We start from the raw sequence: 26,376 nt of genomic DNA, 5'->3' as shown, positions 1-26,376 counted from the left end.
CGATGACCACCTCCACCACCGGCACCGGTCAGCAGTGGCGCGAGGCCGCCGCCGCCCGGCTGCGCATCGCCCGGCAGTTCCCCGCCGCCGGGCCCGGCTGGAGTGCCGTCGCGCTCGCGCTCAGCGTGTCCCGGGGGGTGCTGCCGGTCGTGTTCGCGATCGCCGTCAGCGTCACCGTGGGGCGGATCGGCCCGGTGCTGGCCGGCACCACCGCGCAGGCCGAGGTGTGGTGGCCGCTGGCCGCGGCCGGGGCGGCGTTGATCGCGCTGCAACTGGCCGAGGCGGCGCAGAAGGCCGTCGCCGAGCAGCTCGGTCGACGGGTCGACGGGCACATGTACCGGCGGCTCATCGCCGCGTCGCTGTCGACCCGGGAGATCACCCCGCTGGAGGACCCGGCGGTCCTGGACGAGTTGGGTGAGGCCGGGCACGAGCTGCGGTTCGCGTTCCGCACCCCCGGCGCGGCGTACGCCGGGCTGATCGCGCTGATCGGGCCGTACACCCAGGTCGTCGGGTTCACGGTGGTGGTCGCGGTGGTGCTGGGCCCGTGGGCGGCGCTGGCGATGCTGGTGGTGGTGCTGTTGTTCCGGCACGGCCAGCGGGGTGGGTTGCGCCGCTACGCCCGGGTCATCCGCGACGTGGCGGCGCTGCGCCGGGAGAGCCGTTACCTGCGCGGGCTGGCGATGGGTCCGGCCGCCGCGAAGGAGCTGCGTGTCTTCGGCCTGACCGGCTGGCTGACGGAGCGCTACCGGCAGGTCTACCGTCGGGTCCTGGCCCCGGTGTGGGCCGAGCGGCGGCGCATCTACCTGCGGCCCTACCTGCTCTACACGGCCGTCGGGTTGGTCGGCGTGGCCGCCGTGCTGGCGCTGGCCGGGGTACGCGCCGCCGACGGGGCGGTCGACCTGGCCGGGTTGGCGCTGGTGTTGCAGGCGGTGATGGCGCTGATCCGGCTGGGGGAGTTCTATCCCGACTCCGACACCCAGACCCAGTACGGCATGAACGCCGAGACCGCCGTCACGGCGTTCGAGCGGGCCATGGCCCGCTATGCCGAGCCACCCGACACCGGCCGGGCCGGGCCGCCCGCCACCACCGCCCCGGCGATCGACTTCACCGGGGTACGTTTCGGCTACCCCGGTGCGGCCCGGCCGGTGCTCGACGACCTGGACCTGCACATCCCCGCCGGGCAGTGCACCGCCCTGGTGGGGGCGAACGGGGCGGGCAAGACCACCCTGGTGAAGCTCCTGGCCCGGCTGTACTCGCCCGACGCCGGCACGGTACGCGCCGACGGCGCCGACATCGCCGACCTGCCGGCGCGGGACTGGCAACGCCGGATCGCCGTGGTGTTCCAGGACTTCGTGCGCTACGAGCTCTCCGCCGCCGCCAACATCGGCTTCGGTGCCGTCGAGCACCTCGACGACCGGGCCGGGGTACGCCGCGCGGCACAGGCGGCAGGGCTGCTCGACACCCTCGACGCGTTGCCGAACGGCCTGGACACGGTGTTGTCCCGGGCCTACGAGGGTGGTCTGGACCTGTCCGGTGGGCAGTGGCAGCGGATCGCCATCGCACGTGCCCTGTTCGCGCTCTACCACGGCAGCACCGTGCTCGTGCTCGACGAGCCCACGGCGGCGTTGGACGTCCGCGCCGAAGCCGAGTTCTTCGCCCGGTTCGCCGAGCTGACCCGGGGCCGGACGACGATCCTCATCTCGCACCGGCTGTCCAGCGTCCGGTTGGCCGACCGGATCGTCCTGCTCGACCAGGGGAAGGTCGTCGAGCAGGGCAGCCACGACGAGCTGATGGCGGCGGGTGGCCGGTACGCCGCCATGTTCACCCTCCAGGCGGAACGTTTCGCCGACGACGACGCCGGCAGCGGCCCGCAGACCGAGGTGGTGAGGTGAGCCGATGATGAGGTCGATCAGCGGGTTGATGCGGTTGTCGTGGCGGCAGGACCGCCGCAAGATGACCGTGGCGTTGGCGCTGATGGCGGGCAACGCGGTCGCGGTTCCGGCGGCGGCGGTGGCGCTGAAACACCTCACCAACGCGGCGGCGGCGGGTCACGCCGGGACGGCCGCCTGGTCGGGCCTGGCCGTCGCGGTGGCCGCGATCGCGGCGCTGACCTGCGCCCACTTCGCGCACATCGCGTACTTCGAGGTGTCCGAACTCAACGTGCTCAGCACCGACGAGCAGCTCGTCGAGATCAGCAACGGCACGCCGTACCTCGACCACCACGAGCGGCCCGACAGCGCCGACCGGATGGCCCTGGCCCAGGACGAGTTGCAGCGCATCGGCGAGGGGTTGCAGGCGCTGCTGACCGGCGGTTCGCTGGCGGTCAGCCTGTTGCTGACCACCGTGCTGCTCACCCTGGTCCACCCGGCGCTGGTGGCGTTGCCGCTGCTGGCCGCCCTGCCGGTGCTGGCGGGCCGGTGGGCCCAGGCCGCCGCCGACCGGGCCCGCGAGGAGAGCATCGTCGACACCCGGCAGGCCCGGCACCTGTTCGAGCTGACCACCGACGCGGCCTCGGCCAAGGAGCTGCGGCTGTTGGGCCTGGTCGAGCACCTGCAACAGCGTTACGCCGAGCACTGGCAGCGGGCCACCGCCCGGATCTGGCGGGGCGAGCTGACCGCCGGGTGGTGGCGTGCGGCCGGGCAGGCCGTGTTCGGCCTCGGCTACGTCGCCGCGCTGGTCCTGGTCGTCGGCGACGCGATCCGGGGCCACGCGGACGTCGGCGACGTGGTGCTGGCCATCCTGCTCGCCTCGCAGCTCAACCAGCAGGTGGCCGGTGCGGTGACGATCACGCAGCAGCTGGTGCGCAGCGGCCGGTCGCTGCGCCGGCTCGACGAGGTGCGGGAGCTGGTGCCGCAGCCGGTCCCGCCGCCCGGTGCGCCGGTCACCCCGCTGCGCCCGCCCGAGCGACTGCTGGAGGGCATCCGCCTGCGCGGGGTCACCTTCGGCTATCCCGGCGCGGACGGGCCGGTGCTACGCGACGTGGACCTGCTGCTGCCCGCCGGCAGCACGGTGGCGATCGTCGGCGAGAACGGCGCGGGCAAGACCACGCTGGTCAAGCTGCTCAACCGGTTCTACGAGCCCGACCGGGGCGCGATCCTGATCGACGGCGTCGACCTGCGCCACATCGACCTCGCCGCCTGGCGGGAGCGGACCACGGCCGCGTTCCAGGACTACGCCCGCCCGGAGCTGACCGCCCGGCTGGCCGTGGGCATCGGCGACCTGCCCCGGGCCACCGACGACGACGCGGTACGCACCGGCCTGGCCCGCGCGCACAGCGGCGTCGTCGACCGGCTGCCCTACGGGTTGGACACCCGCCTGGGTCGTAGTCACGCCGACGGCGGGGTGGACGCCTCCGGCGGGCAGTGGCAGCAGCTCGCACTGGGCCGGGCGATGATGCGCGACGCCCCGCTGCTGATGGTGCTGGACGAGCCGGCGTCGGCGCTGGACGCCGAGGCCGAGCACCGGCTGTTCGCGCGGTTCACCGACGGCGCGGCCCGGGTCGCCGCCGACAGCGGCGGGGTGACGGTGTTCGTGTCGCACCGGCTCTCCACCGTCCGCAGCGCCGACCTGATCATCGTGATCGGCGACGGCGGGGTACGCGAGATGGGCACCCACGACGAGCTGATCCGCCTCGACGGGATCTACGCCGCCCTCTACGCCACCCAGGCCACCGCCTACCGCTGATTTCATGGCCGCACGTTCGAGCTGGGCCGCCGCTGTTGCCCGACCGGCACGGGGGCGGTCCGGCGGTGGACGACCAGCCCCGCCGGCTGCACGAAGATCGACCGTCGGGCCACCGCGTCGCCCTTGTCGTTTAGTTGGTAGACGTCGAGCCAGCACCAGCCGTCGTAGGTGATCCAGTCCAGCACCCGGATCACCCGGCACCGGATGGGCTTGACGAACTGCACGCTGGCCGCGCGGGTCACCTCGATCAGGTCTCCCGCTCGGAGCGTGGTCATCGCAGGTCCCTTACCTGCCGCCAGGCGAGAACCCGAGCACGCGAGATCGCCACACGTGGGCACCAGCCGTCCGGGCGGCAGTGACGGCAACGCTGGACAGCGTGGTCGTCAAGAACGATCCAGGCCGCTTGGATCAAGAACGGTACCTCGGGCTCGGTCACGACCCACCGCCCGGCCAGGGCCTCTGGTTGATCACGAGTCGGCCGGCCGACCGGTTGGGCCTGGGCAGCCACCCGAGGAATCTGCGGTGAAGAGCGCCGGCCGGAGCCCAGCCCATGTCCTGCATGGCTGACACCAGATGCGCGCTCATGTAGACGGCGAGGAACACCGGAGCGCGGTCGTACTCCGCGATCAACTCCCGGCGGCGGGTAGGACATGGCCAGGGCGATTCACACCCGGCACATGTCCAGAAAGGCAGAACAGGTCCGTGGCTCGTCATCGACCCACCACATCACAGCTGTTGTACGAAGACAACCCCCAAAGACGTTGCCTTTCCCGCTACCCACTGGTGCAAGGCTGCCAGACCATAGCGTCAGGCTGTGGAGTTGCTCGGGCTGGATGAGATCCGCGACCTGCTCGGCGGGATCAGCAAGCAGCGCGCCACGATCATCGTGGGCCGCAAGGGATTCCCCGACCCCTTTGTCACCCTGAAGATGGGCCGCGTCTGGGATGGCAAGGCCGTCCGGGCCTGGATCGCCACGAACCGCCCCAGCCCCGCCGACGAGGACTGACCCCATCGGGGCATCCGTTCGGGACATGGACCGAGGGCCGGGCGACCTGATGGGGCCCTACGAGATCGCCCAACGCCTGGGCGTCTCCCGGTCGCGGTTCCAGCAGATCGCGAACCGGCCCACCTTCCCGAGGCCCTACCGGGAGCTGCGCGGCATGAAGGTGTGGCTGACCGAGGATGTCGAGGAATGGATCAGGGAACACCGCCGCCCCAAGCCGCCAGCGGACGAGGACGAGCAGGGCTGACTCCATCGGGACCACCACGAGGCCGGCGGGCGCTGCCGGCACCGGGCGACCGGGGTCCGGCGGGGTCGGGGAGGATGTGGGGGTGACGGTGGATGCGGTGGTGTTCGACCTGGACGGCGTGATCGTGGACTCGGAGCCGGTCTGGGAGGAGGTGCGCCGGGCGTACGTGGCGGCGCGGGGCGGCACCTGGCAGCCCGACACCCAGCGGCGGCTGATGGGGATGAGCACCGGCGAGTGGGCCGAGTACCTCAGCGGTGAGCTGGGCGTCGACCGCAGCGCCGAGCAGGTCGCCGCCGAGGTGGTCGAGGAGATGGCCCGGCGGTACGCGGTGCGCGTACCGCTGATCGACGACGCCGACCTGGTGGTACGCCGGCTGGCCGCGCGGTGGCCGCTGGGGTTGGCCAGTTCCTCGCCGACCCGGCTGATCGTCGCGGCGCTGACCGCCGCAGACCTCACCGCCGAGTTCCGGGTGACCCTGTCGACCGAGCGGACCGCCCGGGGCAAGCCCGCACCCGACGTCTATCTCGCCGTCGCCGAACGGCTCGGGGTCGACCCGGCCCGGTGCGCCGCCGTGGAGGACTCCTCCAACGGGGTCCGCTCGGCCGCCGCCGCCGGGATGCGGGTGATCGCGGTGCCGCACGGGTCGTACCCGCTGGACCCGGACGCGGCGGAGCTGGCCGCCGTGGTGCTCACCTCGGTGCATGATCTCACCCCCGAGGTGGTTGACCAGCTCGGCTGAACCGCCCCCGCGACCCGGCCGGTCCGCTTAGCGTCGGAACCATGAGAGCTGTGGTTTACCAGGGGCCGCACGAGGTGGCCGTCAACGAGGTCGAGGACCCGCGCATCGAGCACCCCGACGACGTGGTCGTGCAGATCACCACGACCGCGATCTGCGGTTCGGACCTGCACATGTACGAGGGGCGCACGCTCGCCGAACCGGGCATCGTCTTCGGCCACGAGAACATGGGCACGGTGGTCGAGGCCGGCACCGGGGTACGCGGGATCAAGGTCGGCGACCGGGTGTCGATGCCGTTCAACGTGGGGTGCGGGTTCTGCCGCAACTGCCGGGAACAGAAGACCGGCTTCTGCCTCACCGTCAACCCCGGCTTCGCCGGTGGCGCGTACGGCTATGTGGCGATGGGGCCGTACCGGGGTGGTCAGGCGGAGTACCTGCGGGTGCCGTTCGCCGACTTCAACTGCCTGAAGCTGCCGCCCGGCACCGAGCACGAGAACGACTACGCGATGCTCGCCGACATCTTCCCCACCGGTTACCACGGGGTGGCGATGACCGGGCTGCGGCCCGGCGAGCGGATCACCGTGATGGGTGGCGGGCCGGTCGGGTTGATGGCCGCGTACTCGGCGGTCCTGATGGGTGCCGCCGAGGTGTTCCTGGTGGACCGGGTGCCGGACCGGCTGCGGCTGGCCGAGTCGATCGGCGCGACCCCGATCGACTTCTCGGCCGGGGACCCGGTGGCGCAGATCCTCGACCGGACCGACGGGGTGGGCACCGACCACGGGGTGGACGCGGTCGGCTACCAGGCCACCGGGGCGGGTGGTGCGGAGCAGCCGGCGTCGGTGCTGAACAGCCTGGTCGAGGTGGTCCGGGCGACCGGCGCGATCGGCGTGGTCGGCCTCTATCTGGCCAACGACCCGGGTGCGCCGGACGAGCACTCCGGCAAGGGTGAGCTGCTGTTCAAGATGGGCAAGCTCTTCGAGAAGGGCCTGCGGATGGGGACCGGGCAGGCCAACGTCAAGACCTACAACGAGTACCTGCGGAACCTGATCATGGCGGGGCGGGCCACACCGAGCTTCGTGGTGAGCAAGGAGTTGCCGCTGGACGCGGCACCGGACGCGTACCAACGTTTCGACCGTCGCGAGGAGGGCTACTCGAAGGTGGTGCTCAAACCGGCGGCCTGAGGAGACGGCGATGCAGACGATCGTGTACGAGCGCACCGGCGACCCGTCGGTGCTCCGGTTGGTCGACCGGCCGGTGCCCGAACCGGGCCCGGGAGAGGTGCTGGTCCGGGTGGCGGTGGCCGGGGTGAACCCGACCGACTGGAAGAGCCGGCGGCAGCAGCCGTTGCCGGTCGGCTGGCAGACCCCGGGGCAGGACGGCGCGGGGGTGGTGGAGGCGGTCGGCGCGGGGGTCGACCGGGCCCTCACCGGTGAACGGGTGTGGCTCTGGGAAGCCGCCTGGCAGCGGCCCTGGGGCACCGCCGCCGAATACACGGTGGTGCCGGTCCGGCAGGTGGTGCCGCTCGGGGACGCCTCGTTCGACCTGGGTGCCTGCCTGGGCATCCCGTTCCTCACCGCGCACCGCTGCCTGACCGTCGGGGAGTACGTGCCGGACACCCTGCACGCCGGGGCGCTCAGCGACCACGTGGTGCTGGTGCAGGGTGGGGCGGGTGCGGTCGGCAACGCGGCGATCCAGTTGGCCCGCTGGGCCGACGCCTGCGTCGTCGCGACGGTGAGCAGCCCGGAGAAGGCGCAGTTGGCGGCGGCGGCCGGAGCCTCCTTCGTGGTCAACTACCGGGAGCAGGACGTGGTCGAGGAGGTCCGCAAGATCGCCCCCGACGGGGTGCACACGATCGTCGAGGTCTCGGCCGCCCGCAACGCCGCCGTCGACGTGCAGCTGCTGCGTACCGGCGGGGTGGTCTGCGTCTACGCCGACGACGGTGGGGGTGAGCTGACCCTGCCGATCCGGCCGCTGATGGCGCCCAACGCCCGCTGGCAGTTCGTGCTGGTCTACACGGCCCCGAAGGCGGCCAAGGCGCACGCGGTCACCGACGTGGCGGCGGCCGTCGCCCAGGGGGCCGTGCGGGTGGGTGAGGCGGCCGGCCTGCCGCTGCACCGTTTTCCGTTGGTGCAGGCCGCCGACGCGCACCAGGCGGTGGAGGACGCGGTGGTGGGGAAGGTGCTGATCGACACCGCCGGGCAGTAGTTCCGAGGACAGTTCGCAATAACCCGGACAGACGCGAGGAAGTTTCGCAACAATGACATAGCGGGTCGCCCGCGAGGAAGGGCGGCCCCGGCGCGGTGCGAACGCCGGGGCCGCCCCTGGGGAGGGATGTTTCAGGAGTGACGTCCCTACCCCATCGGCGACGAGTCGCCGAAAAGTGTTACGGCCCCGCCAGCTCCCGTACCTCCAGGTCGCCGTCGGCGTACCGCGCACGCACCACCTTCTTGTCGAACTTGCCGACACTGGTCTTGGGCACCGCGTCGATGACCGCCCAGCGTTCCGGCACCTGCCAGTGTGCCACCGAGCCGGCGAGGAACGCACGGAGCTGCTCCACACCGGTCGACGCGCCCGCACGCACCACCACCGTGGCCAGTGGACGCTCACCCCACCGCTGGTCCGGCACCCCGACCACACAGGCCTCCTGCACGTCCGGGTGGGCCATCAGGGCATTCTCCAACTCCACCGAGGAGATCCACTCCCCACCCGACTTGATCACGTCCTTGGCCCGGTCGGTGAGGGTGAGGAACCCGTCCGGCGAGAGCATCCCGACATCCCCCGTACGCAGCCAGCCGTCGTGGAACTTCTCCGGGTCGGGGGCGTCCTCGCCGACGTACCGCGCGGTCACCCACGGCCCGCGCACCTCCAACTCCCCCACGGACGTCCCGTCGGCGGGCAACGGCTCACCCAGCGGGTCGACGATCCGGGCCGCCACCCCCGCCGGCACCCGACCCTGCGTGTAGCGGTACCGCCAGGCGTCGTCCCCGGTCGCCCCGGCCGGCGCCCGGGACACCGACCCCAGCGGGGACATCTCGGTCATCCCCCAGGCGTGGATCACGTCGATGCCGTGCCGCTCGGCGAACGCATGCATCAACGCCGGCGGGCAGGCCGAACCGCCGACGATCACCTCCTTGAGCGACGAGGTGTCCACGTCGTGGGCGTCCAGGTGCGCCAGCAGGTCGTTCCAGATGGTCGGCACCGCGCCGGCCAGGGTGGGCCGCTCGGCGGCGATCATCTCGGCGATCGGCGCGGCCTGGAGGAACCGGTCCGGCATGATCAGTGACGCGCCGGAGAGGAACGCCGCGTACGGCAACCCCCACGACATCGCGTGGAACATCGGCACGATGGCCAGCTCCCGGTCCCCCGGACCCAGCCCGAACCCCTCCGGCAGGCACACCTGCAACGAGTGCAGATAGATCGACCGGTGCGAGTAGGCGACCCCCTTGGGATTGCCGGTGGTGCCGGAGGTGTAACAGAGCGCGGCGGCGTCCCGCTCGTCCACCTCCGGCCAGTCGAAGTGCTCGGGCCGGCCGGCCAGCAGGTCGTCCCACCGGTGGAAGGTGACCTGGTCCCCGGCGACCGCCCGCAACGGCCCGGGATCGCCCCCGCCGACCACCACCACGTGCCGCACCGTGGTCAACTCGCCGAGCACCCGGGCCAGCAGCGGGATCAGCGTCGAGTCGACGAGCACCACCCGGTCCTGCGCGTGGTTGGCGATGTAGGCGACCTGGTCGGGAAAGAGCCGCAGGTTGAGCGTGTGCAGCACCGCACCCATGCTCGGCACCGCGAAGTACGCCACCAGGTGCTCGTTGTTGTTCCACATGAAGGTGGCGACCCGTTCGTCGCCGGTCACCCCGCACTCGTCGCGCAGCGCGTGGGCCAGCCGGGCCGCCGCGCGACCCACCTCGGCGTACGACATCCGGCGCGGCTCGGCACCCGTCCAGGTGACCACCTCGGCCGTGCCGTGCACCGTCGCACCGTGTTCGAGGATCCGGGCGACCTGGAGCGGGGCGTCCATCATCGTGCTACGCATGGGTGACAAGCTAGTGTCGCCGGTCACACCTTGGGAACCCCCGGAACGCCGAACCCCTCCCCGGATGGTGCGTAGATTGTCCGGGTGAGTATCTCCTGGGCCGACTCGTACGTGGGACAGCTACGCGCCCTGGCCGGCGATCGGACGCTGATGTTCGTCGGCGCGCGGGCCGTGGTACGCGACAACGCCGGCCGGGTGCTGCTGATCCGCCGCTCGGACAACGGCCAGTGGGCGCTGCCGGCGGGCGCGATGGAACTCGGCGAGTCGATCGCCGACTGCGCGGTCCGCGAAGTCCGCGAGGAGACCGGCCTGCGCGCCCTGCGGGTCAGCGCCTTCGCCCTCTACACCGGCCCCGACCGCACCCACACCAACATGTACGGCCACACCTACCAGATCTTCACCACCGCGTTCCGGGTCGACGACTGGGACGGCGAACTCACCCGCGTCACCGACGAGACCACCGACGCCGCCTTCCTGCACCCGCACGAGTTCCCCGCCCCGCTCTCCCTCTCGGTCCCGGAAACCCTCGCCGACCTCACCGTCTTCGACCAAACCAACCGCCTCATCCTCAAGTAACCCCCCGCCCTCACCCTCCCCGCCCCCGCCCCGTCGCCCCGTCGCCCCCGCCCCCGCCCCCGCCCCCGCCGAGAGCAGCCTCTCCACCTGCGCCCGCTTAGCCCACTTCACCCCCATTCCCTCCCCGGTGATCAAGAGGTTTACGTCAACCTCCGCGCGATTTCTGACGCAAACTTCTTGATCACCGGGGCGGGGGTGGGCGGGGTGGGGCCGGGGGTGGGGGGTGGGGTGGGGTGGGGTGGGTTAGAGCATGGTTTGGGATTTGGCGTTGAGGTCGGCGGCGGCTTCCGCCTTGGACTCCTTGGTCAGGGGTTTGCCGCCGGGGGCGGGGGCCTTGCCGCCGAGGGGGTCGACTCCGCCGGTCGCGCCCTGCGGGCCGGCACCCCGGAGCTGGTCGTTGGGCAGGGCCAGGGTGACCAGCACGGCCACCAGGGCGATCAGGCCGGTGGTCAGGAACACCAGGTGCAGCGACTCGACGAAGGACGCCTGGATGGCCGCCCGGACCGGGCCGGGCAGGGCCAGGATGGTCGCCGGGTCGTTGATCGAGATGCTGGTGCCGCCGCTGGCCGCCACCGCCGCCTGCTGGTCGGCCGGGAGCTGGGCGATCGCGCCGGGCAGCCGGTCGGCGAGCCCGCTGGCGAGCCGGGTGGAGAGCACCGCGCCCAGGATGGCCACCCCGAACGAACCGCCCAGCGACCGGAAGAACGTCGCCGAGGAGGTCGCCGCGCCGAGGTTCCGCACGTCCACGGCGTTTTGTACGCCGAGGATCAGCGACTGCATGCACAGGCCCAGCCCGACGCCGATCACCACCATGTAGCCGAACGCCGCCCAGAGCGAGCTGTCCACCTGGAGCCGGGTGAACAGCAGCATCCCGACGACCAGCACCACCGAACCGGCCACCGGGAACCACTTGTACCGGCCGATCCGGCTCATCGCCCGGCCGGTGACGATCGAGGTGACGATGATGCCGGCCATCATCGGCAGCATCAGCAGGCCGCTGCGGGTGGGCGAGGCGCCCTTGACGATCTGCAGGTAGAGCGGGATGAAGATGATCGACCCGAACATCACCAGACCGAGCACGAAGCCCGCCGAGTTGGCCAGCGCGAACGTCGCGGAGCGGAACAGCCCCAGCGGCAGGATCGGTTCGGTGACCCGGGCCTCCTGGAGCACGAACGCCACCCCGAGCACCGCACCCGCCACGAACAGCCCGATGATCGTCGGCGAGCCCCAGGCGTACGAGTTGCCGCCCCAGCTCAGCGCCAGCAGCAACGCGCTCACCCCGGCGACCAGCAGCGCCGCGCCCAACCAGTCGACGGTGTGCTCCCGCCGCTCGAACGGGATCAACCGCAGCACGTGGTAGCAGACCACGATCGCCAACAGCGCCAACGGCACGTTCAGATAGAAGATCCACCGCCAGTTGGTATCCGCGAAGTAGCCGCCGACCAGCGGCCCGGCCACCGAGGAGACGCCGAAGACCGCGCCGAACAACCCCTGGTAGCGGCCACGTTCCCGGGGCGACACCACGTCCGAGATGATGGTGAACGCCAACGTCATCAGGCCACCCGCGCCGATGCCCTGCACGCCCCGGGTGACGATCAGCTGGGTCATGTCCTGCGACAGGCCGGCCAGCAGCGAGCCGAGCAGGAACGTGCCGATCGAGAACAGGAAGACGGGTCGGCGGCCGTACAGGTCGGCCATCTTGCCGTAGAGCGGGGTGGAGGCGGTCGAGGCGAGCAGGTAGGCGGTGACCACCCACGAGTAGTGGTCGATCCCGCCCAGCTCGCCGACGATGGTGGGCAACGCCGTACCGACGATGGTCTGGTCCAGCGCGGCCAACAACATGCCGGTCATCAGGCCGAACATCAACATGCGCAGCTGGCGGGCCTGGAGCACCGGGCTGCCGTGGGTCTGGGCGGTCATCCCGCCTTCTTTCCCGCTCCCCCGCGAACATGCCTACCACCGCAGGAAACCTGCCCGCGGACCCGCCCGGCACCGACGGGCACGCGGGCCACCGGGGACCCGCCTGCCCGTCGGGGGTACGCCTCAGGCGGGCACGCGGGCCACCGGGGACCCACCTGCCCCTCGGGGGTACGCCTCAGGCGGCGAACCGGTCGACGAGCGCGGCGCAGAACGCCGGGAGGTCGTCGGGATTGCGGCTGCTGACCAGGTTGCCGTCGGTCACCACCTGCTCGTCCACCCAGGTCGCACCGGCGTTGGTCAGGTCGGTACGCAGGCTCGGCCAGCTGGTGATCCGGCGACCGGCCACCACGCCCGCCTCGACCAGGGTCCACGGGCCGTGGCAGATCACCCCGACCGGCTTGCCGGCCGCGAAGAACGCCTGCACGAACCGGACCGCGTCCGGGTCCGTACGCAGGAAGTCCGGGTTGGCCACCCCGCCGGGCAGCACCAGCGCGTCGTAGCCGTCGGCGTCCGCGTCGGCCGCCGTCACCGCCACGTCGTACGTCTTGCCCTGGTCCAGATGGTTGAAGGCCTGGATGGTGCCGGGCTTGAGCGATACCAGCTCGGCGGTCGCGCCCGCCTTCTCGACCGCCTCACGCGGCTGGACGTACTCGACCTCCTCCACGCCGTCGGTGGCGAGGAACGCGATCCGCTTGCCCTGCAATGTCGTGGCTGCCATGTCGGTTTTCCCCTCTCCGGATACCTCTGGTCGGTTCCCGGGGTGTAGGGCCCGAAACGTGACCCTGGTCGCCGGGCATGGCGGAGGGTTTGGCCTGGTCGGCGCGGGGGACCCCGGTGGGCATGGCAGGAGCAGCAGCGGAACAGCGCCGGCTCGCCACCGTGGTGGAGAGCTGGCGGGACCGGGCCGTCCTCGTCGTCGGCGACGCCATGCTCGACGAGTGGCGCTTCGCCGAGTCGGAGCGGCTGTGCCGGGAGGCGCCCGCGCCGATCCTCACCCTGCGTCGACGGATCACCGCCGCAGGTGGGGCCGCGAACACCGCAGTCAACGTCGCCACCCTCGGCGGAAGGGCGCTGCTGGTCGCCCCGGTCGGGGCGGACGTGGCCGGCGACGAACTGCACGATTGCCTGGACCGGGCCGGCGTCTGGGACCGTACGGTCGGCGAACCGCACCGGCCGACGCCGGTGAAACGCCGGATGCTGGCCGGCAACCAGATCCTGCTCCGGGAGGACTCCGGCGAGCCCGACGAACCGCTCGACGACGACGGTGTCGCCCGGCTGCTCACCGCCCTGAGCTGCGCCACCGAGGAGCTGCGGGCGGTGGCCGGCGGGGCCGCGCCCACCCTGGTGGTCTGCGACTACGGTCTCGGCGCGCTGCCCGCCCCGGTGCGCGCCTGGCTGTTCGCCCACCGGCACCGGTACGCCACCGTCGCCCTGGACGCCCACGACCTGGCCGACTGGCGGGGGCTGAACCCGACGGTGGTCACCCCCAGCTTCGCCGAGGCGACCCGGCTGCTGGCCCGCGCCGCCGCCGGCTTCGGCGCACCGCCCACCCCGACCCGTACCGGCGGCACCGGCCTGCACCTGGACCACCCGCCGAGCGATCCGACGGACGGGCCGTCGGAGCTGGTCGTGGGCACCGCCCCGGGTGGGGTCGGCCGGGCACCCGCCGGCCCGACCGGCGAACCGACCCCCGGTGAGGGGCGGGTCGCGATGACCGGCGACGGGTTGAGCGTGACCGGGGCCGGGGTGACCGTCAACGCCACCGTCGGGGAGGGCGTCGACCGGGCCGAACTGGCGCAGGCGCGGCTGGCCGAGCTGCGCGCGCACACCGGCGCGGACGTCGTCGCGGTGACCCTGGACACCGAGGGCGCCATCGTCGGCGGCGCGGACGGCGCACACCGGCGCAGCCACAGCACGCCCGTCCCGGCCAGTCACGCCGTCGGCGCGGGGGACGCCTACCTGGCGGCGATGACCCTCGCGCTGGCCGCCGAGGCGTCGCTGCCGACCGCCGCCCAGTTGGCCCAGCTCGCCGCCACCATCACCGTCTCCGACACCGGCACCTGTGTGTGCCGGTGGGAGGACCTGCTCGACGCGCTCGGTGGCGCACCCGACGGCACCGCCCACCCGACGCTGGTCGGCACGGGCGAGCTGGACGCGATCGTCGCCGACCACCGGCGGGCCGGCCGGTCGGTGGTCTTCACCAACGGCTGCTTCGACGTGCTGCACCCCGGTCACGTGCGTTACCTGGAGCAGGCGCGGGCCCTGGGGGATCTGCTGGTGGTCGCGGTCAACTCCGACTCCAGCGTCCGCCGGCTCAAGGGTGCCGACCGGCCGGTCAACCCGGTCGAGGACCGGATCACCCTGCTCGCCGCGTTGTCCTGCGTGGACCACGTGGTGGTCTTCGAGGAGGACTCGCCGGTCGGCCTGATCGAGGCGGTCCGCCCCGACGTGTACGTCAAGGGCGGCGACTACCCGCCGGAGATGGTCCCGGAGGCGTCGCTGGTCCGCCGGCTCGGCGGTCAGGTACGCACCCTCGGCTACGTGCCGGACCGGTCCACCTCGGCGATCATCGACCGGATCCGCGCCCAGGCCGCCGAGGGCGCCGCCGACCAGGCCACCCGGACCACCGCCGGCCAGGCCACCCGGACCACCGCCGGCCGGGCCGCCCACACCGCCGGCCGGGCCGCCGCCGACGGTCGTGCCGGGGCGGTACGACCCGCCGTCGACCCGTCGGCGGCACCCGGCCCGGAGCCGACGACGACCCACCCGACCCCGACCCCGACCGCGCAGAGCCTGGGCAGGACCCCGTGAACCGACCGCTCGACCTCGGCACGCCCGGGGAGTTCCGCCGACCCCGTCGGCTCGACGTGCTGATCCCCACCCGCAACCGCCCGGCCGAACTGGCGGTCACCCTGGCCGGGCTGGCCGCCCAGGTCGAGATCCCCGACTTCGGGGTGGTGGTCAGCGACCAGTCCGACGACGACCCGGCGTACGCGCACCCGGCGGCGGCCACCATGGTCCGGGCGTTGCGCCACCGGGGGCACCCGGTGCTGCTGACCCGCCGACTGCCCCGGCGCGGGCTGGCCGAACACCGGGCGTACCTGCTGGACCGGTCGGTGGCCCGGTACGTGCTCTGCCTCGACGACGACGTCTGGCTCGAACCGGGCACCCTCGGCCGGCTGGTCACCGCGATCGGGAAACTGGGCTGCGGGTTCGTCGGCAACGCGGTGCACGGCCTGTCGTACGCCGACGACGTCCGCCCCGAGACGCACGGGCACTACGAGGAGTGGGACGGGCCGGTGGTGCCGGAACTGGTCCGCCCCGACACCCCGCAGTGGCAGCGGGCCGCCATCCACCCGGCCGCGAACCTGCTGCACGTCCAGCAGAAGGTGGGCCTGCCGCCGGGGGCGTGGCGGGCGTACAAGATCTCCTGGATCGGCGGTTGCGTGCTCTACGACCGGGCGGCGCTTGTCGACTCGGGCGGCTTCGAGTTCTGGCGGCGGGTTCCGGCGAACCACCAGGGCGAGGACGTCGCCGCCCAGCTCGCGGTGCTGGCCCGGTACGGCGGCGCGGGTGTGCTGCCCAGCGGCGCCTACCACCTGGAGTCACCGACCACGGTCACCGAACGTGCCGTCGAGGCGTGGGAGGTGGTCGCCGCCGACACCACACGGCAGACCACCACGCGTCCGGCCCGCGCCGACACCACCCAACCGGCCTGATCCGGCCCCACACCGCACAACCAGCCCGGGTCGCACCGGCCAACTCGACCCCGGTCGCCGGTCGCGGTGAGGGCGGTCTGGGGCGTGGGCGGTCAGGGGCGTGGCGGTCAGGGGGCGGTCACCGCGCCCGGTTCGGGGTGGAGCAGGTCGGCGGCGGCTTCGAGCACCTCGACCACCGGCACGTCGGCGACGAACGAGTCCCGGTGCGGGCAGTTGCCGTCGCCGGGCCGGTGCGGATAGATGCCCGGGGTGCAGTCGACCCCGCAGACCGGGCAGCGCGTCGTCCAGGCGGCGATCGGGCGGTGCCGGCCGCGCAGCGGGGTCGCCCCGTTGATCATGTTGCCGACCCAGTAGACACCCACCGTCGGGGTGCCCACCGCGCCGGCCAGGTGCAGCGGGCCGGTGTCGTTGGAGACCACCAACGCGCAGCCCGCGTAAGCGGCGGCCAGCCCGCCGAGGCTGAGCGTGCCGACCTGGGGACGGACCGGCACCCCGGCCGCCGCGACCACCTCGTCCACCACCGCCCGCTCGGCGGGGGTGCCGGTGACCAGCACCTCGTACCCGTCGTCGTGCAGGGTCCGGGCCACCTCGGCGAACCGCCGCGCGGGCCAGCGCCGCCGGGTGTCGCTCGCCCCGGGGTGCAGCGCCACCCGGGGCCGGTCCGGCTCGCCAAGCACCGCCCGCGCCTGCGCCCGGTCCGCGTCGGTCACCGAAAGCGTCGGTACGACGGTGACCGCACCCGCCCCGACCAGGGCCACCACCTCCAGGTAGCGGGTCACCTCGGGCTGGTAGTAGACGTAGCGCAGCCAGCGGTCCAGCGGTGGGGCGTCCTCGGCGCGCAACCCGGCGGTGACCCGGGCCCCCAACCGGCTCATGATCGGATTCGAGTTGGCTCCGCCACCGTGCACCTGCAACGCCAGGTCGTAGCCCTCCCGGGCCGCGTCGGCCAGGAAGTCGTCGAGCGACCCGGGCGGCTCGTCGGGGCCGGGCTCGCGGATGCCGGGAGCCGGTGGGACGACCAGCACCCGGTCGACCGGGCCGGGCCGGTCGCGCCACAGCGTCGCGTGCCACGGCGCACCGAACAGCACGATCTCCGCCGTCGGGTACGCCGCCCGCAGCGACTCCAGGGCGGGCAGCAGGAAGATGAGGTCGCCGAGCGCGTTGGCGCGCAGCACGGCGATCCGGGCCACGTCGGGCACCCGCTCGCCCAACGGGCCACCCAGTGCCGGGCTGTCCACCGGGGCCCCTACGGCCGGTCGGGCGGGTCGACGGCGGTGTCCGGGTGGTGCAGTTCCCGGTCCGCCGCCGGGTCCACGCCGGTGGGCGTACCGGTGCGGGTGGGGCCGGGCGGGTAGCCGGCGCGGCCGACGGTGATGGTGCGCGGCGTGGGCCGCGCCGCCCGGGGCAGGTGGACCCGGAGCAGGCCGTGGTCCATCACCGCGTCGATGGCGTCGGGGTCGACCCGCGACGGCAGGTCCACCCGGTGTTCGAAGCTGCGGGTCTCGACCCCACCGGGGATGCCCTGGTCGGCGTTGACCTCGGCCTCCGACCGGGCCCGGACGCAGAGTTCCCGGTCGTCCAGCTCGACGGCGACCTCCTCCGGGGCCACCCCGGGCAGCCGCACGGTCACCTGCCAGCCGTCGGCGACCTCGGTCAGCTCGACGTCGGGCGACACACCCCGGCCGCCGGCCAGCCGGCTCAGCTCGGCGCGCAACGCCTGGAGTTCGCCCGTCAGGTCCCCGCCCTGCTGGCGGCTGCCCCGGCCCGGCTGCTCCCCGCCCTGCTGGCGGCTGCCCCGGCCCGGCTGCTCCGTCATCGCACCTCTCCCACCGGTCGGCTGGCCGGGACGGGCCGCAGCGAGCTGGGGGCGTCCAGGCCGGCGTCGGAGTCGACGCCCACCCCCAACCGGTCGACCAGTTCCCCGCCGAGCCAGGCGCTGACGCCGAGGATGGCCAGGCCGACCACCTCGATGGCGATCAACGCGCCACCGGCCGCCCGGGAGCCGGCGTTCAACCGGACCGCCCAGACGGCGGCGAAGAGCAGGATCACCGCGACGTTCGCCGCCGCGTGGGTGAGCGCCACCCGCTTCGCCCGGGTGCCGGCCGGGATGGCCAGCAGGTCGAACGCGCCGGCCACCGCGGCCAGCAGACCACCGACCAGGCCGACGGTGATGTTCCAGTACGCCACCTCGGCGAGGAAGTCGGGGCCGCCGACCGTGTCCACGACGTCGAAGAGGGTGCCGGTGACCAGCAACGCGACCGGGAACATCACCAGCATCGGATGCACCGGGTGCCCGAGCACCTTCAGTCGGCTCTCCATCGCGGGCCCTCCACTGCTTCGTCCGGGGGCAGGGTGGCCGGTCGGGGACAAACCGGCTCGCCATGCCCGCATAGGCTGCGTACGGCGGCCGGTGTGCCACCGCCCGCCACCGAGATCAACGGACGGGGGAGGCGGACGTGACGGTGGAGATCACCTCACACGAGGAGCTACGCGCGCTACTGGGGGCACCGATGCCCCGGGCGGCGGCCAAGGAACGCACCGTGCTGCACGAACGGGACCGGCAGTGGTTGGCCGCCTCGCCGTTCTGCCTGGTCGCCACGGCCGGCGCGGACGGCAGCTGCGACGTCTCCCCCAAGGGCGACCCGCCCGGCTTCGCGCTGGTGCTCGACGACCGGACGATCGCCGTCCCGGAGCGGCCGGGCAACCGGCGGGCCGACGGCTACCGCAACATCCTCGACAACCCGCACGTCGGGCTGATCTTCCTGATCCCGGGCCGGACGGACACCCTGCGGATCAACGGCCGGGCGAAGCTGGTGCGCGACGCGCCCTACTTCGACGACATGCTGGTCCAGGGGCACCGGCCGGTGCTCGCCGTCGAAGTGGCCGTCGAGCAGATCTTCTACCACTGCGCGAAGGCGTTCCTCCGCTCCGAGCTGTGGCAGCCGGAGACCTGGCAGCCGGACACGCTGCCGTCCCGCGCCCGGCTGGTCAAGGAGGTCGAGACGCCGGCCGAGAGCCTGGCCGACCTGGAGCGCTACTACGGCCCGGCGTACGCGGAGAAGCTCTACCGGGGTTGACCGGCGGGTCCCGGGCCGGCGGTGGTCGGGGCCGGCGGCCCGACCGGGTTCAGCGTTGCCAGGGCGGCGGGACGCGGACCGAGGCCATGCCCGCCGCCGTCGCCGCCGCGACCCCCAGGTCGGTGTCCTCGAACACCAGACACTGCTCCGGCGGTACGTCGAGCAGCCGGGCCGCCAGCAGATAGCACTCCGGGTCCGGCTTGGCCCGCGCGTAGTCCTCCGCGCAGACCAGCACGTCGAACCGGTCGAGCAGGTCGAGCGCGGACAGCGAGGCGGTCACCGATTCCCGGGTGCTGCCGGAGACCACCGCGAACGGCACCCGCCGGTGTGCCCGCTCGATGTGCGCCAGCACCCCGGGCACGGCGGTGAGCTGCGGCAGGAAGGTCTGATAGGCGTCCTCCCGGCGACGCGCCACCACGTCGACCGGCATGGCCAGCCCGTGCCGCGCGTTGAGGTCGACGACGATGTCGGCCACCGGCCGGCCGCCCCAGGCGTAGAAGAGGTCCTCGGGCAGGTCGCAGCCCCACTCGTCGAGCGCGGCCCGCCAGGCCAGGTGGTGCACCGGCATGGAGTCGACGATGGTGCCGTCGCAGTCGAACAGGTAGGCCCGGAAGTCGCCGGGCGGCAGGGGCAGCACGGGCCCAGGATAGCCACGCCGGGACCTGCCCCTCTCCCACCGGCCGTCTCCCCCGACCCTCTCCCACCGGCCGTCTCCCGCCGACACGCGACGACCGGGCTGCGTGGTGGGTCGGGCTGCGGTCCGGTCAGTGGTCCGGGTCGGTGCGGGTCAGGTCGCGCAGCGCGTCCTGCGGGGCGGCGCGGCGCAGGTAGTCGCGGCGCATCCGGCGACGGTCACGCCGGCACCGGCCGCACGCCCAGGGCAGCGGCCACCACCGGCCACAGAAGGCACATCTCATCGAGGGGTCCCATCCTCGCAAGCGTACGGTGGCCGACTGCTCACATTAGTCGTGCCGGGCCATGGGCACCGACCCGTGCCGACGCGGGTGGCCGGAGCGCAGCCCTGCACCGACGCGGACGCCCCCGTGGGCGTCCGCGTCGGCGGCCGGCAGGGGCGGTCGGCGGCGGGTGCGGACGGTCAGCCGGCGGGCGTCGGCTGCCGGCAGGGGCGGTCGGCGTCGGCGGTCGGGGCAGGCGGCCGGCTCAGCGGTCGGGCAGGCGGGCGGCGTCGGCGGTCGAGGCGGCGGTCAGCGGCCGAGGAGGTCGTCGATCTCGTCGTCGAACAGCAGCGCGGGGTCGAATCCCATGTCGGCGAAGTGGCCGGCGAGTTCGAGGGACAGGACGCCGTGCACCCGGGTCCAGAAGGCCAGCGCCTGCCGCAACGCGGCAGCCGGCACGGTCGGGTCCCCGGCCCAGCCGCGATGGTCGTCGAGATGGGCCTCGATCCGCCGCCCGGAGGGCTGGACGTCGCGTCTGCGGTAGGCGTCGACGACCGTCGCCATGATCTCGGCCGAGATGGCGGTGGTGTCGTCGGGGGCGTGGTAGCCGGGCACGGGCGTACCCCAGATCAGCAGGTAGCGCTGCGGATCGTCCAGGGCCCAGGCCCGCACGGTGTTCGCCAGTCCGGCGACGTCGGCACCGGCGTCGGCGGCGGTCCGGAGCGCGTCGGCGAGGCTGCGGTACGCGTCGCGGATCAGGGCGGTGATCAGCTCGTCCCGACTGGCGAAGTACCGGTAGAGGGCCGGGCCACTCATCCCCAGTTGCTCGGCGATCGCCTTGAGGGACAGCGCCGACACCCCGGTCGTGGCGAGCTGCTCCCAGGCCCGTTGTTTGATCTCCGCCCGCACCTGGGCGCGGTACCGCTCGCGCGGACCGGTCACGTCGGCACCCATGGACCCCCCGTTCGCACACCTACCATCACGACAGTTACAGGCTATCACTTCCGCTATTGACCGAAGTTCCCTGAAGTTATACGGTCTAACTCAAGCGACATGGCGTCGCAAAGTGAGAGAGGTGGGGTCAGATGGCATCGACCACGAACCAGCCGGTGATCGCCTGCGACGGGCAGGGCGTCGACCCGACGGCCCGCATCCGGTACCGCGCCGAGATGCTGATCGACGCGTCGCTGCACACCGTCTGGCACCTCCAGACCGACGTCGAGAACTGGCCCTCCTGGCAGGCCCCGGTCACCACCGTCGCCCGCCTCGACGACGGCGACCTGCGCGCGGGGTCGGCGTTCCGCTGGACCACGCCGGTCCCGGAAACCCCGATGACCCCGGCGACGACGCTGACCATCACCTCGACCGTCACGCAGCTGACGCCCTACCGGTGCATTCGCTGGGCCGGCCCGGGGACCGGCGACGGACTCCACATCGACAACGGCGTCCACGTCTGGACCTTCACCGAGGTCCCCGGCGGCGTACTGGTCCGCACCGAGGAGACCTGGACCGGCGCCCAGGTCGAGGCCGACGTGGCAACCTCCACCACCTACCTCGGGTACGGGCTGCAGGCGTGGCTGGCCGACCTCAGGACCGCCGCCGAGAAGGCGGAAGCCGGGCGGACCCGCCCCTGAGCCCGCCCACCGGACGCCGTCCCGTCACCCGACCCCTCGCACCGGAAGGAACCACCATGTCCCATGCCCCGCCTGCGCTCGCGAACCCGGGTGCCCTGCCCCGCTCACGACCCCTCGTCATCAGCGCCTGGGCGGTCGCCGTCCTCGTCGCCGTCCAGTTCGCCATGGTGGCCGTCGTCCCAGTGGCGATCGCGCTGGTCACCGTGCTGCGCCGCGACGCCCTCCGCCCGCTACGGTGGTGGGCCGTCGCACTCGGCGCGGCCTACGGCGCGGGTCTGGCGCTCTGGGCGATCGGCCCGGACCGCGCCCCCAGCCTGTCGAAGAACCTCCACCCCGGGCACGAGGTCGTCATCGTCGTCCTCGGCACCGCCCTCGCGGTCGCCTACCACGCCCTGCGCAGACGCCACGGTGCCCGCTGACCGGGCAGCCGTTCGCCCGCGCTGGTCCGGCCGGGCGTTCCCCGGGGGCCTGCGGTCAGGAGGTGCAGAACGGCGCCGGCTGGGTGAGGCCGAGTTTCTTGCAGTCCCACCCGGCACCCTGGTCCTGGTACCGCCAGCCCACCTCGGCCGTGTAGTGGAACAGGTAGCGGATGTCGCCGCCGGACGGGCGCTTCACGTCGGCCGTCGCCCAGGTCTGCACGCACTGCACCTGCGGGGACGCGAAGGACCAGTCCGGTGGCAGTTCGACCAGGCTGCCGAGGGTTTCGACCGACGGACAGTCGGGTTGACCGGGTCCGGCACCACTGGGGGCGGCTGCGGGTGTCGACGCGTCGGGCCGGTGACCGGCGACGAAGGCGACCGTACCGCCGATGGCGAACACCACCGTTGCGGCGGCGACGCCGGTGGCGATGGTCGCCCGCCGCTGCGTCTGCCGCGACCGGCGCAGGGTCCGCTCGTACAGGTCGGCGCTGCCGCCGTGCTCGCTCAGATCAGACATGGCCTGACGCAGCGGCCCGAGGTTGTCGGTCATCAGGCCTCCTCCAACACGGCCGAGAGCAGTTCGGGCGCGATCTGCCGCATCCGGGCCAGTGCCTTACTGGTCTGACTCTTGATCGTGCCGACCGAGCACTGCAACAGATGCGCGGCCTCGGCCTCGCTGCGGTCCTCGAAGAACCGGATCACCAGCACCGCGCGCTGCCGCTGGGTGAGCTGGGCGAGAGCCTGGTGCAGGGCCAGCTTGAGATCGGTCCGGTGGGTGTGGTCGCTGCCGGGCTGCGCCACGTCGGCCAGTTCCCCGGGCAGGGACTCGGCCACCCTGCGTCGCCGCCACCAGCTCACCTGCTGGTGGTACATCGCAGTGCGGGTGTACGCCTCGAAGTGCCCCGGATCGCCCAGCCGCCGCCGGCCCCGATGCGTACGGGCCAGGGCGTCCTGCACCAGATCCTCGGCGAGGTGACGGTCACCGGTCAGCAGGAACGCCGTCCGGAGCAACGCCGGCGAGCGGGTCTGCACGAACTCCCGGAACTGGTCGTCGATCGACTCCGCCATGCCCCGCTCGTGCCCCCTGGTGCCGCACAGGTTGTCAGGGCGCGGCGGTGGTGCTGCCGGCTGACTGTGGCGCACACCGTAGCCAGTGTGCGCCACAGCGCGCAACCGCGACCACTCTGGTCAGTCGGAGATGCAGAACGGGGCCGGCACGGTCAGACCCAGGTCCTTGCAGTCGTAACCGCTGCCCTCGCCGTAGTACTTCCAGCCCGTACCAGCCGTGTGGTGGAACAGGTAGACGCCGTCACCGGCCTTCGGACCCTGCGGCGCGGCCCCCGCCCAGTCCTTCACACACTCGACCTTGCCGAAGGTCATCCCCTTCGGCAGCTCGACCAGGGATTCCAGCATATTCACCGAAGGACACGAGGGACTCGTGGTCGCCGGCTTCGTCGTTGCCGGCTTCGTGGTCGGCTTCTTCGTCGCGGGCGCCGAATCCGAGATGCAGAACGGGGCCGGCACGGTCAGACCCAGGTCCTTGCAGTCGTAACCGCTGCCCTCGCCGTAGTACTTCCAGCCCGTACCAGCGGTGTAGTGGAACAGGTAGACGCCGTCACCGGCCTTCGGACCCTGCGGCGCGGCCCCCGCCCAGTCCTTCACACACTCGACCTTGCCGAAGGTCATCCCCGCCGGCAGCTCGACCAACTTCTGCAAGGTGCTCGCGGAGGGACAGTCGGCACTCTTGACATCCCCGGCCGTCGTGATGTTCACCGTGGACGTCGGGCTCGGGGTGCCGCTCGCCGGAGCGGACGCCGTCGAACCGGGACCGGATTCCTCGGTGGCGCCGCAGGCGGTCAGGGCGAACAGAACGGTGACGGCGGGCAGCAGAAGACGACGTGCGGACATATTCGGACCCCTATGGATCGTGGCGATCGTTGCTTACATCCGGGTACATGCGATCCACCGCCCGCAGGTTGCCGCCCCCAGAACTCTTTCTCAGAATTTTCCCGGCGACCCGTACGCCCCGGGCCGGAACCGTGGCCTACCCCCGCTCGCGCAGCGTCCGATCGTCAACCAGGAGCCCGTCGCCCAGCCCGGCCATCCGGGCCCAGAACCGCAGCGAGCGCAGCTTCCCGAGCAGATCCGGGCCGGCGTACGGGGGCCCGAGCGCGCCCGGAGGCAAAGACAGCGGGGTCCACCCGCGCGAGTCCGGCTCACCGCTGAGCCCGCCGGCCGCGAGCACCTCGACCGGCCGGGCGGCGGCTGCCCGGTGCCAGCCGAGCAGCAGCGGCGTGCCGGCGTGGTAGGCCGACGACGCCGGTCACCGTGGCTCACCCCACGGTCCCCGGCGCAGCTGCGGCCCGTACACCTGCTGGGGCTGGTTGGCGGGTGCCGCTCCCCAGCCCGGTAGGACCTGCCCGGCGATCTGGTGCGGGCTGGTCCTCCGGGCCGCCAGCGGCTGTGGCCACGACACGGTCACCTGGCTGGGCTGCCGACTGGCCGGGATGACCGCCTCGACGGCATCGGGCAAGGGTTCCAGTTCGACCGGTGTCATCGACACCCGGGGAAGCGTGATGATCGCCGGATCGACCTCGACCGCCTGCACGACCGAGCACCGGCCCTCGGCCTTGACCAGGATCATCGCGTATTCGGGCAGGTCCTGGAGCACCTGCGGCTCAACGGTGTACTCATACACCCGCTGAACCGATCGGGCGTCGCTCCAATTGGTGCCCTTTGCGAGTGATTCGGTCTGGCTCCAATTCCGGGTCTTGCTCCAGTTGGCACCGCGCTGACTACTGAACGTCAGTGCGCTGCGGCTGGTGGCGGAGGAGCCGCCCTCGGTCTCCGACTCGGAGTACGTATCGGCGAGCGTGTGTGTCGTTGCCGCCCAGAGTACGAGTGAGCTGGCTGAGCACGAACCGGTGTCCCTTGCCAATGAAGTCCGCGGCCTGGGTCGCCTCCTGGTGATTGTCGAGCCGCATCAGCGCGACCTCGCCGCCGCCGATGGTGCGCAGCGACTCCTCCCGCAGATGGCCGAAGAACAGCACGAGCCGGATGCCCCGGCGCTCACAGAGAGTGCTGAGCATCTCGATCGAACGGTGATGCACCTCGTCCGCACCGATGATCACCAAGGAACCCGTCGGAGCGGACTCGCGCAGCACCCGTCGTGCCAACCACTGCACCAGCAGGTCCTTGAGCAACTCGTTCTGGGCGTTACGACCGCCGCTGTCGGCGATCAGACAGGTCAGATCGGCGTTCCCGGCGTCGCCCGGCTCGGCACCCATCACCTCCAACGGATGCAGCAATGCCTCGATGCGGCGCAGCTGCTGGTACATCTGCCGACGGCTGCCGCCCGACCGGAGGTCGAGCAGTCGGGCGGTCTCCTGCGGAGTGAGCGCGTCCTGCACCGGCCGATCGGTAAGCACCCGCAGCGCGGCCAGCAGCCGAGCCATGCCGAGATTCGGTGCCAGCACACCGCACAGCTCGCGCAGCAGCATCGAGTCCTGCGACCGGTCGGCCCGGCTGGGCCCCTGCGCATCGCCGTACATCGCCTCTACCAGGCAATCGACCAGCTCGTCCGGTTTCAGCCCACCGACCAGATCGAGTTGGGCGAGCTGGGACGGCAGCCGGTACTCCTGCACGGTGCGGTCGGTCGTGACGCCGAGCTGCATGAGTTCGCCGCAGAGCGCCTCACCGGTGAAGTCGACCAGGGTCATGCCGCCACGGGTGGCGAGCAACGATCCACCGAACACGGTCAACACCGCTTCCCAGCCATACATCGTGCCCCCGATGATGTCGACCCGTCGGGTACTCGCTGCCGGAGTGACGGCCGACCACTCGCACATGGCGTCGACCTTCCGCCGTTGCTGCATGTCGTGCCTCCGGCGTCGCCCGTCCCACGCGGCGTACGCCTGGTGGTACTCGTGCTGGGCCTGCTGCCGGGCGGTCTCGATCGAACTGCGCGCGATCAAGGGCGCCATTCCGGCGATCACCGCCCCGCCGATGCCGCCGATGCTCACGAGGGTGGCCAGGAAGCTGTACACCCAACCGCCGCCGTCGTCGTCGCTGCCGGCGCTGCCCATGGACACGACACCGCCGCAGCACACCAGCAGGCCGGCCAGGCCGAAGCCCACGCAGATCGAGATCAGGATCCCCTTCGTGGCCCACCGTTCGGCCCGCATCAGTCGCTCGTACAGGTGAGCCGGTACCCGACGGGGTGGTGGCGGCGGTTCGGGATAGCGGCGCAGGTAGAGGTTCCGATCGTTGAAGATCCATCCCAGGCGTTCGCCAGGGGTAGCGAGCTGCGGCAACGGATCAGAATACGAAACAATTTCGGCCATCGCTGCGGCTGCTGCTTTCCGAGGGAGGATGCTGACTGGTGGAGAAGTCAATCAAGGACCAAACGAATTGAAAAGGGGCACCGGCTTTG

General features: G+C 72.4%; 28 protein-coding genes. 13 read left to right on the top strand and 15 right to left on the bottom strand.

Going from position 1 to position 26,376, the window contains the following annotated elements:
• Positions 1-2: 2 nt before the first annotated feature.
• Entirely contained in the window at positions 3-1,892 is a 1,890-nt protein-coding gene (locus AB0C22_RS02875; RefSeq protein ID WP_219466069.1) for an ABC transporter ATP-binding protein, read from the top strand.
• A 4-nt stretch (positions 1,893-1,896) separates the two neighbouring features.
• Positions 1,897-3,684, top strand: coding sequence for an ABC transporter ATP-binding protein (locus AB0C22_RS02870; protein WP_357533128.1), 1,788 nt, complete (start codon positions 1,897-1,899; stop codon positions 3,682-3,684).
• A gap of 2 nt (positions 3,685-3,686) precedes the next feature.
• On the opposite strand, the gene AB0C22_RS02865 is transcribed toward AB0C22_RS02870, so the two are convergent.
• The gene (locus tag AB0C22_RS02865) at positions 3,687-3,959 is read right to left on the bottom strand and encodes a hypothetical protein (protein WP_357533126.1); all 273 of its coding nucleotides are present in this window, start codon (positions 3,957-3,959) and stop codon (positions 3,687-3,689) included.
• Between the two features lie 539 nt (positions 3,960-4,498).
• On the opposite strand from AB0C22_RS02865, the gene AB0C22_RS02860 reads away from it, so the two are divergent.
• The 5 genes from AB0C22_RS02860 to AB0C22_RS02840 all read left to right on the top strand — a co-directional run bounded on the left by AB0C22_RS02860 (position 4,499) and on the right by AB0C22_RS02840 (position 7,875).
• Positions 4,499-4,690 carry a hypothetical protein gene (locus tag AB0C22_RS02860; protein WP_091244640.1) on the top strand — a complete coding sequence of 64 codons (192 nt, stop codon included), beginning with the start codon at positions 4,499-4,501 and terminating at the stop codon, positions 4,688-4,690.
• 25 nt (positions 4,691-4,715) lie between these two features.
• The gene (locus AB0C22_RS02855) at positions 4,716-4,934 is read left to right on the top strand and encodes a hypothetical protein (RefSeq protein ID WP_357533124.1); all 219 of its coding nucleotides are present in this window, start codon (positions 4,716-4,718) and stop codon (positions 4,932-4,934) included.
• Between the two features lie 82 nt (positions 4,935-5,016).
• On the top strand, positions 5,017-5,673 hold the full coding sequence (locus tag AB0C22_RS02850; RefSeq protein WP_219466057.1) for an HAD family phosphatase: 657 nt from the start codon (positions 5,017-5,019) through the stop codon (positions 5,671-5,673).
• A 41-nt stretch (positions 5,674-5,714) separates the two neighbouring features.
• The gene (locus tag AB0C22_RS02845) at positions 5,715-6,851 is read left to right on the top strand and encodes a glutathione-independent formaldehyde dehydrogenase (RefSeq protein ID WP_357533121.1); all 1,137 of its coding nucleotides are present in this window, start codon (positions 5,715-5,717) and stop codon (positions 6,849-6,851) included.
• A gap of 10 nt (positions 6,852-6,861) precedes the next feature.
• Positions 6,862-7,875 (top strand): NADPH:quinone reductase, encoded by a 1,014-nt coding sequence (locus tag AB0C22_RS02840; protein WP_357533119.1) that lies wholly within the window; start codon positions 6,862-6,864, stop codon positions 7,873-7,875.
• 178 nt (positions 7,876-8,053) lie between these two features.
• Here the strand turns inward: AB0C22_RS02840 and AB0C22_RS02835 are convergent, their stop codons facing one another.
• Positions 8,054-9,703 (bottom strand): fatty acid--CoA ligase, encoded by a 1,650-nt coding sequence (locus AB0C22_RS02835; RefSeq protein ID WP_255597840.1) that lies wholly within the window; start codon positions 9,701-9,703, stop codon positions 8,054-8,056.
• Between the two features lie 84 nt (positions 9,704-9,787).
• On the opposite strand from AB0C22_RS02835, the gene AB0C22_RS02830 reads away from it, so the two are divergent.
• Positions 9,788-10,279, top strand: a complete 492-nt coding sequence (locus tag AB0C22_RS02830; protein WP_208565590.1) for an NUDIX domain-containing protein — start codon at positions 9,788-9,790, stop codon at positions 10,277-10,279.
• Between the two features lie 243 nt (positions 10,280-10,522).
• Here AB0C22_RS02830 and AB0C22_RS02825 read toward each other — a convergent pair whose 3' ends face one another.
• Positions 10,523-12,199 carry an MDR family MFS transporter gene (locus AB0C22_RS02825; protein WP_357533117.1) on the bottom strand — a complete coding sequence of 559 codons (1,677 nt, stop codon included), beginning with the start codon at positions 12,197-12,199 and terminating at the stop codon, positions 10,523-10,525.
• A gap of 175 nt (positions 12,200-12,374) precedes the next feature.
• Positions 12,375-12,917 (bottom strand): type 1 glutamine amidotransferase domain-containing protein, encoded by a 543-nt coding sequence (locus AB0C22_RS02820; RefSeq protein ID WP_208565588.1) that lies wholly within the window; start codon positions 12,915-12,917, stop codon positions 12,375-12,377.
• Positions 12,918-13,039: 122 nt separating this feature from the next.
• On the opposite strand from AB0C22_RS02820, the gene rfaE2 reads away from it, so the two are divergent.
• Together rfaE2 and AB0C22_RS02810 are read left to right on the top strand one after the other, a co-directional pair.
• Positions 13,040-15,010, top strand: coding sequence for a D-glycero-beta-D-manno-heptose 1-phosphate adenylyltransferase (gene rfaE2, locus AB0C22_RS02815; protein ID WP_357533115.1), 1,971 nt, complete (start codon positions 13,040-13,042; stop codon positions 15,008-15,010).
• Positions 15,007-15,918, top strand: coding sequence for a glycosyltransferase family A protein (locus tag AB0C22_RS02810; protein WP_219466028.1), 912 nt, complete (start codon positions 15,007-15,009; stop codon positions 15,916-15,918). The genes rfaE2 and AB0C22_RS02810 overlap by 4 nt, the downstream gene beginning before the upstream one ends.
• 107 nt (positions 15,919-16,025) lie before the next feature.
• Here the strand turns inward: AB0C22_RS02810 and AB0C22_RS02805 are convergent, their stop codons facing one another.
• From AB0C22_RS02805 to AB0C22_RS02795, 3 genes are read right to left on the bottom strand one after another with little or no spacing between them, the layout of a single operon-like run.
• The gene (locus tag AB0C22_RS02805) at positions 16,026-17,156 is read right to left on the bottom strand and encodes a glycosyltransferase family 9 protein (RefSeq protein ID WP_357533112.1); all 1,131 of its coding nucleotides are present in this window, start codon (positions 17,154-17,156) and stop codon (positions 16,026-16,028) included.
• Between the two features lie 8 nt (positions 17,157-17,164).
• Complete coding sequence (locus AB0C22_RS02800) at positions 17,165-17,734, bottom strand: Hsp20/alpha crystallin family protein (RefSeq protein WP_357533110.1); 570 nt, start codon at positions 17,732-17,734, stop codon at positions 17,165-17,167.
• The gene (locus tag AB0C22_RS02795) at positions 17,731-18,237 is read right to left on the bottom strand and encodes a DUF2231 domain-containing protein (RefSeq protein WP_219466022.1); all 507 of its coding nucleotides are present in this window, start codon (positions 18,235-18,237) and stop codon (positions 17,731-17,733) included. The genes AB0C22_RS02800 and AB0C22_RS02795 overlap by 4 nt, the downstream gene beginning before the upstream one ends.
• A 137-nt stretch (positions 18,238-18,374) precedes the next feature.
• Here AB0C22_RS02795 and AB0C22_RS02790 point away from each other — a divergent pair, with 137 nt between their 5' ends.
• Complete coding sequence (locus tag AB0C22_RS02790) at positions 18,375-18,995, top strand: pyridoxamine 5'-phosphate oxidase family protein (RefSeq protein ID WP_219466020.1); 621 nt, start codon at positions 18,375-18,377, stop codon at positions 18,993-18,995.
• 49 nt (positions 18,996-19,044) lie between these two features.
• On the opposite strand, the gene AB0C22_RS02785 is transcribed toward AB0C22_RS02790, so the two are convergent.
• The 3 genes from AB0C22_RS02785 to AB0C22_RS02775 all read right to left on the bottom strand — a co-directional run bounded on the left by AB0C22_RS02785 (position 19,045) and on the right by AB0C22_RS02775 (position 20,833).
• Positions 19,045-19,632: an HAD family phosphatase gene (locus AB0C22_RS02785; protein WP_307798981.1), complete on the bottom strand. Its 588-nt coding sequence runs from the start codon at positions 19,630-19,632 to the stop codon at positions 19,045-19,047.
• Between the two features lie 127 nt (positions 19,633-19,759).
• Positions 19,760-19,912 carry a hypothetical protein gene (locus AB0C22_RS02780; RefSeq protein WP_208565582.1) on the bottom strand — a complete coding sequence of 51 codons (153 nt, stop codon included), beginning with the start codon at positions 19,910-19,912 and terminating at the stop codon, positions 19,760-19,762.
• 288 nt (positions 19,913-20,200) lie between these two features.
• Positions 20,201-20,833: a TetR/AcrR family transcriptional regulator gene (locus AB0C22_RS02775; protein WP_219466018.1), complete on the bottom strand. Its 633-nt coding sequence runs from the start codon at positions 20,831-20,833 to the stop codon at positions 20,201-20,203.
• Positions 20,834-20,976: 143 nt separating this feature from the next.
• On the opposite strand from AB0C22_RS02775, the gene AB0C22_RS02770 reads away from it, so the two are divergent.
• Both AB0C22_RS02770 and AB0C22_RS02765 read left to right on the top strand, forming a co-directional pair.
• The gene (locus AB0C22_RS02770) at positions 20,977-21,525 is read left to right on the top strand and encodes an SRPBCC family protein (RefSeq protein WP_357533107.1); all 549 of its coding nucleotides are present in this window, start codon (positions 20,977-20,979) and stop codon (positions 21,523-21,525) included.
• 56 nt (positions 21,526-21,581) lie between these two features.
• Positions 21,582-21,944 (top strand): hypothetical protein, encoded by a 363-nt coding sequence (locus tag AB0C22_RS02765; protein ID WP_208565579.1) that lies wholly within the window; start codon positions 21,582-21,584, stop codon positions 21,942-21,944.
• Positions 21,945-21,999: 55 nt separating this feature from the next.
• Here AB0C22_RS02765 and AB0C22_RS02760 read toward each other — a convergent pair whose 3' ends face one another.
• From AB0C22_RS02760 to AB0C22_RS02740, 5 genes are all read right to left on the bottom strand, one after another.
• On the bottom strand, positions 22,000-22,494 hold the full coding sequence (locus AB0C22_RS02760; RefSeq protein WP_219466010.1) for a hypothetical protein: 495 nt from the start codon (positions 22,492-22,494) through the stop codon (positions 22,000-22,002).
• Complete coding sequence (locus AB0C22_RS02755; protein WP_219466008.1) at positions 22,494-23,012, bottom strand: SigE family RNA polymerase sigma factor; 519 nt, start codon at positions 23,010-23,012, stop codon at positions 22,494-22,496. The genes AB0C22_RS02760 and AB0C22_RS02755 overlap by 1 nt, the downstream gene beginning before the upstream one ends.
• A 120-nt stretch (positions 23,013-23,132) precedes the next feature.
• Positions 23,133-23,852 carry a hypothetical protein gene (locus AB0C22_RS02750; RefSeq protein WP_357533105.1) on the bottom strand — a complete coding sequence of 240 codons (720 nt, stop codon included), beginning with the start codon at positions 23,850-23,852 and terminating at the stop codon, positions 23,133-23,135.
• Between the two features lie 415 nt (positions 23,853-24,267).
• Positions 24,268-24,642, bottom strand: coding sequence for a hypothetical protein (locus AB0C22_RS02745; protein WP_357533103.1), 375 nt, complete (start codon positions 24,640-24,642; stop codon positions 24,268-24,270).
• 97 nt (positions 24,643-24,739) lie between these two features.
• Positions 24,740-26,287 (bottom strand): hypothetical protein, encoded by a 1,548-nt coding sequence (locus AB0C22_RS02740; protein ID WP_357533101.1) that lies wholly within the window; start codon positions 26,285-26,287, stop codon positions 24,740-24,742.
• Between the last annotated feature and the right edge of the window lie 89 nt (positions 26,288-26,376).

It is taken from the genome of Micromonospora sp. NPDC048894 (assembly GCF_040649765.1).
In the GTDB taxonomy this organism is placed as follows: Bacteria; Actinomycetota; Actinomycetes; order Mycobacteriales; family Micromonosporaceae; genus Micromonospora; species Micromonospora antibiotica.
The sequence above is the reverse complement of the archived record's forward strand: the minus strand, read 5'-3'. Positions and strand labels throughout refer to the sequence as shown.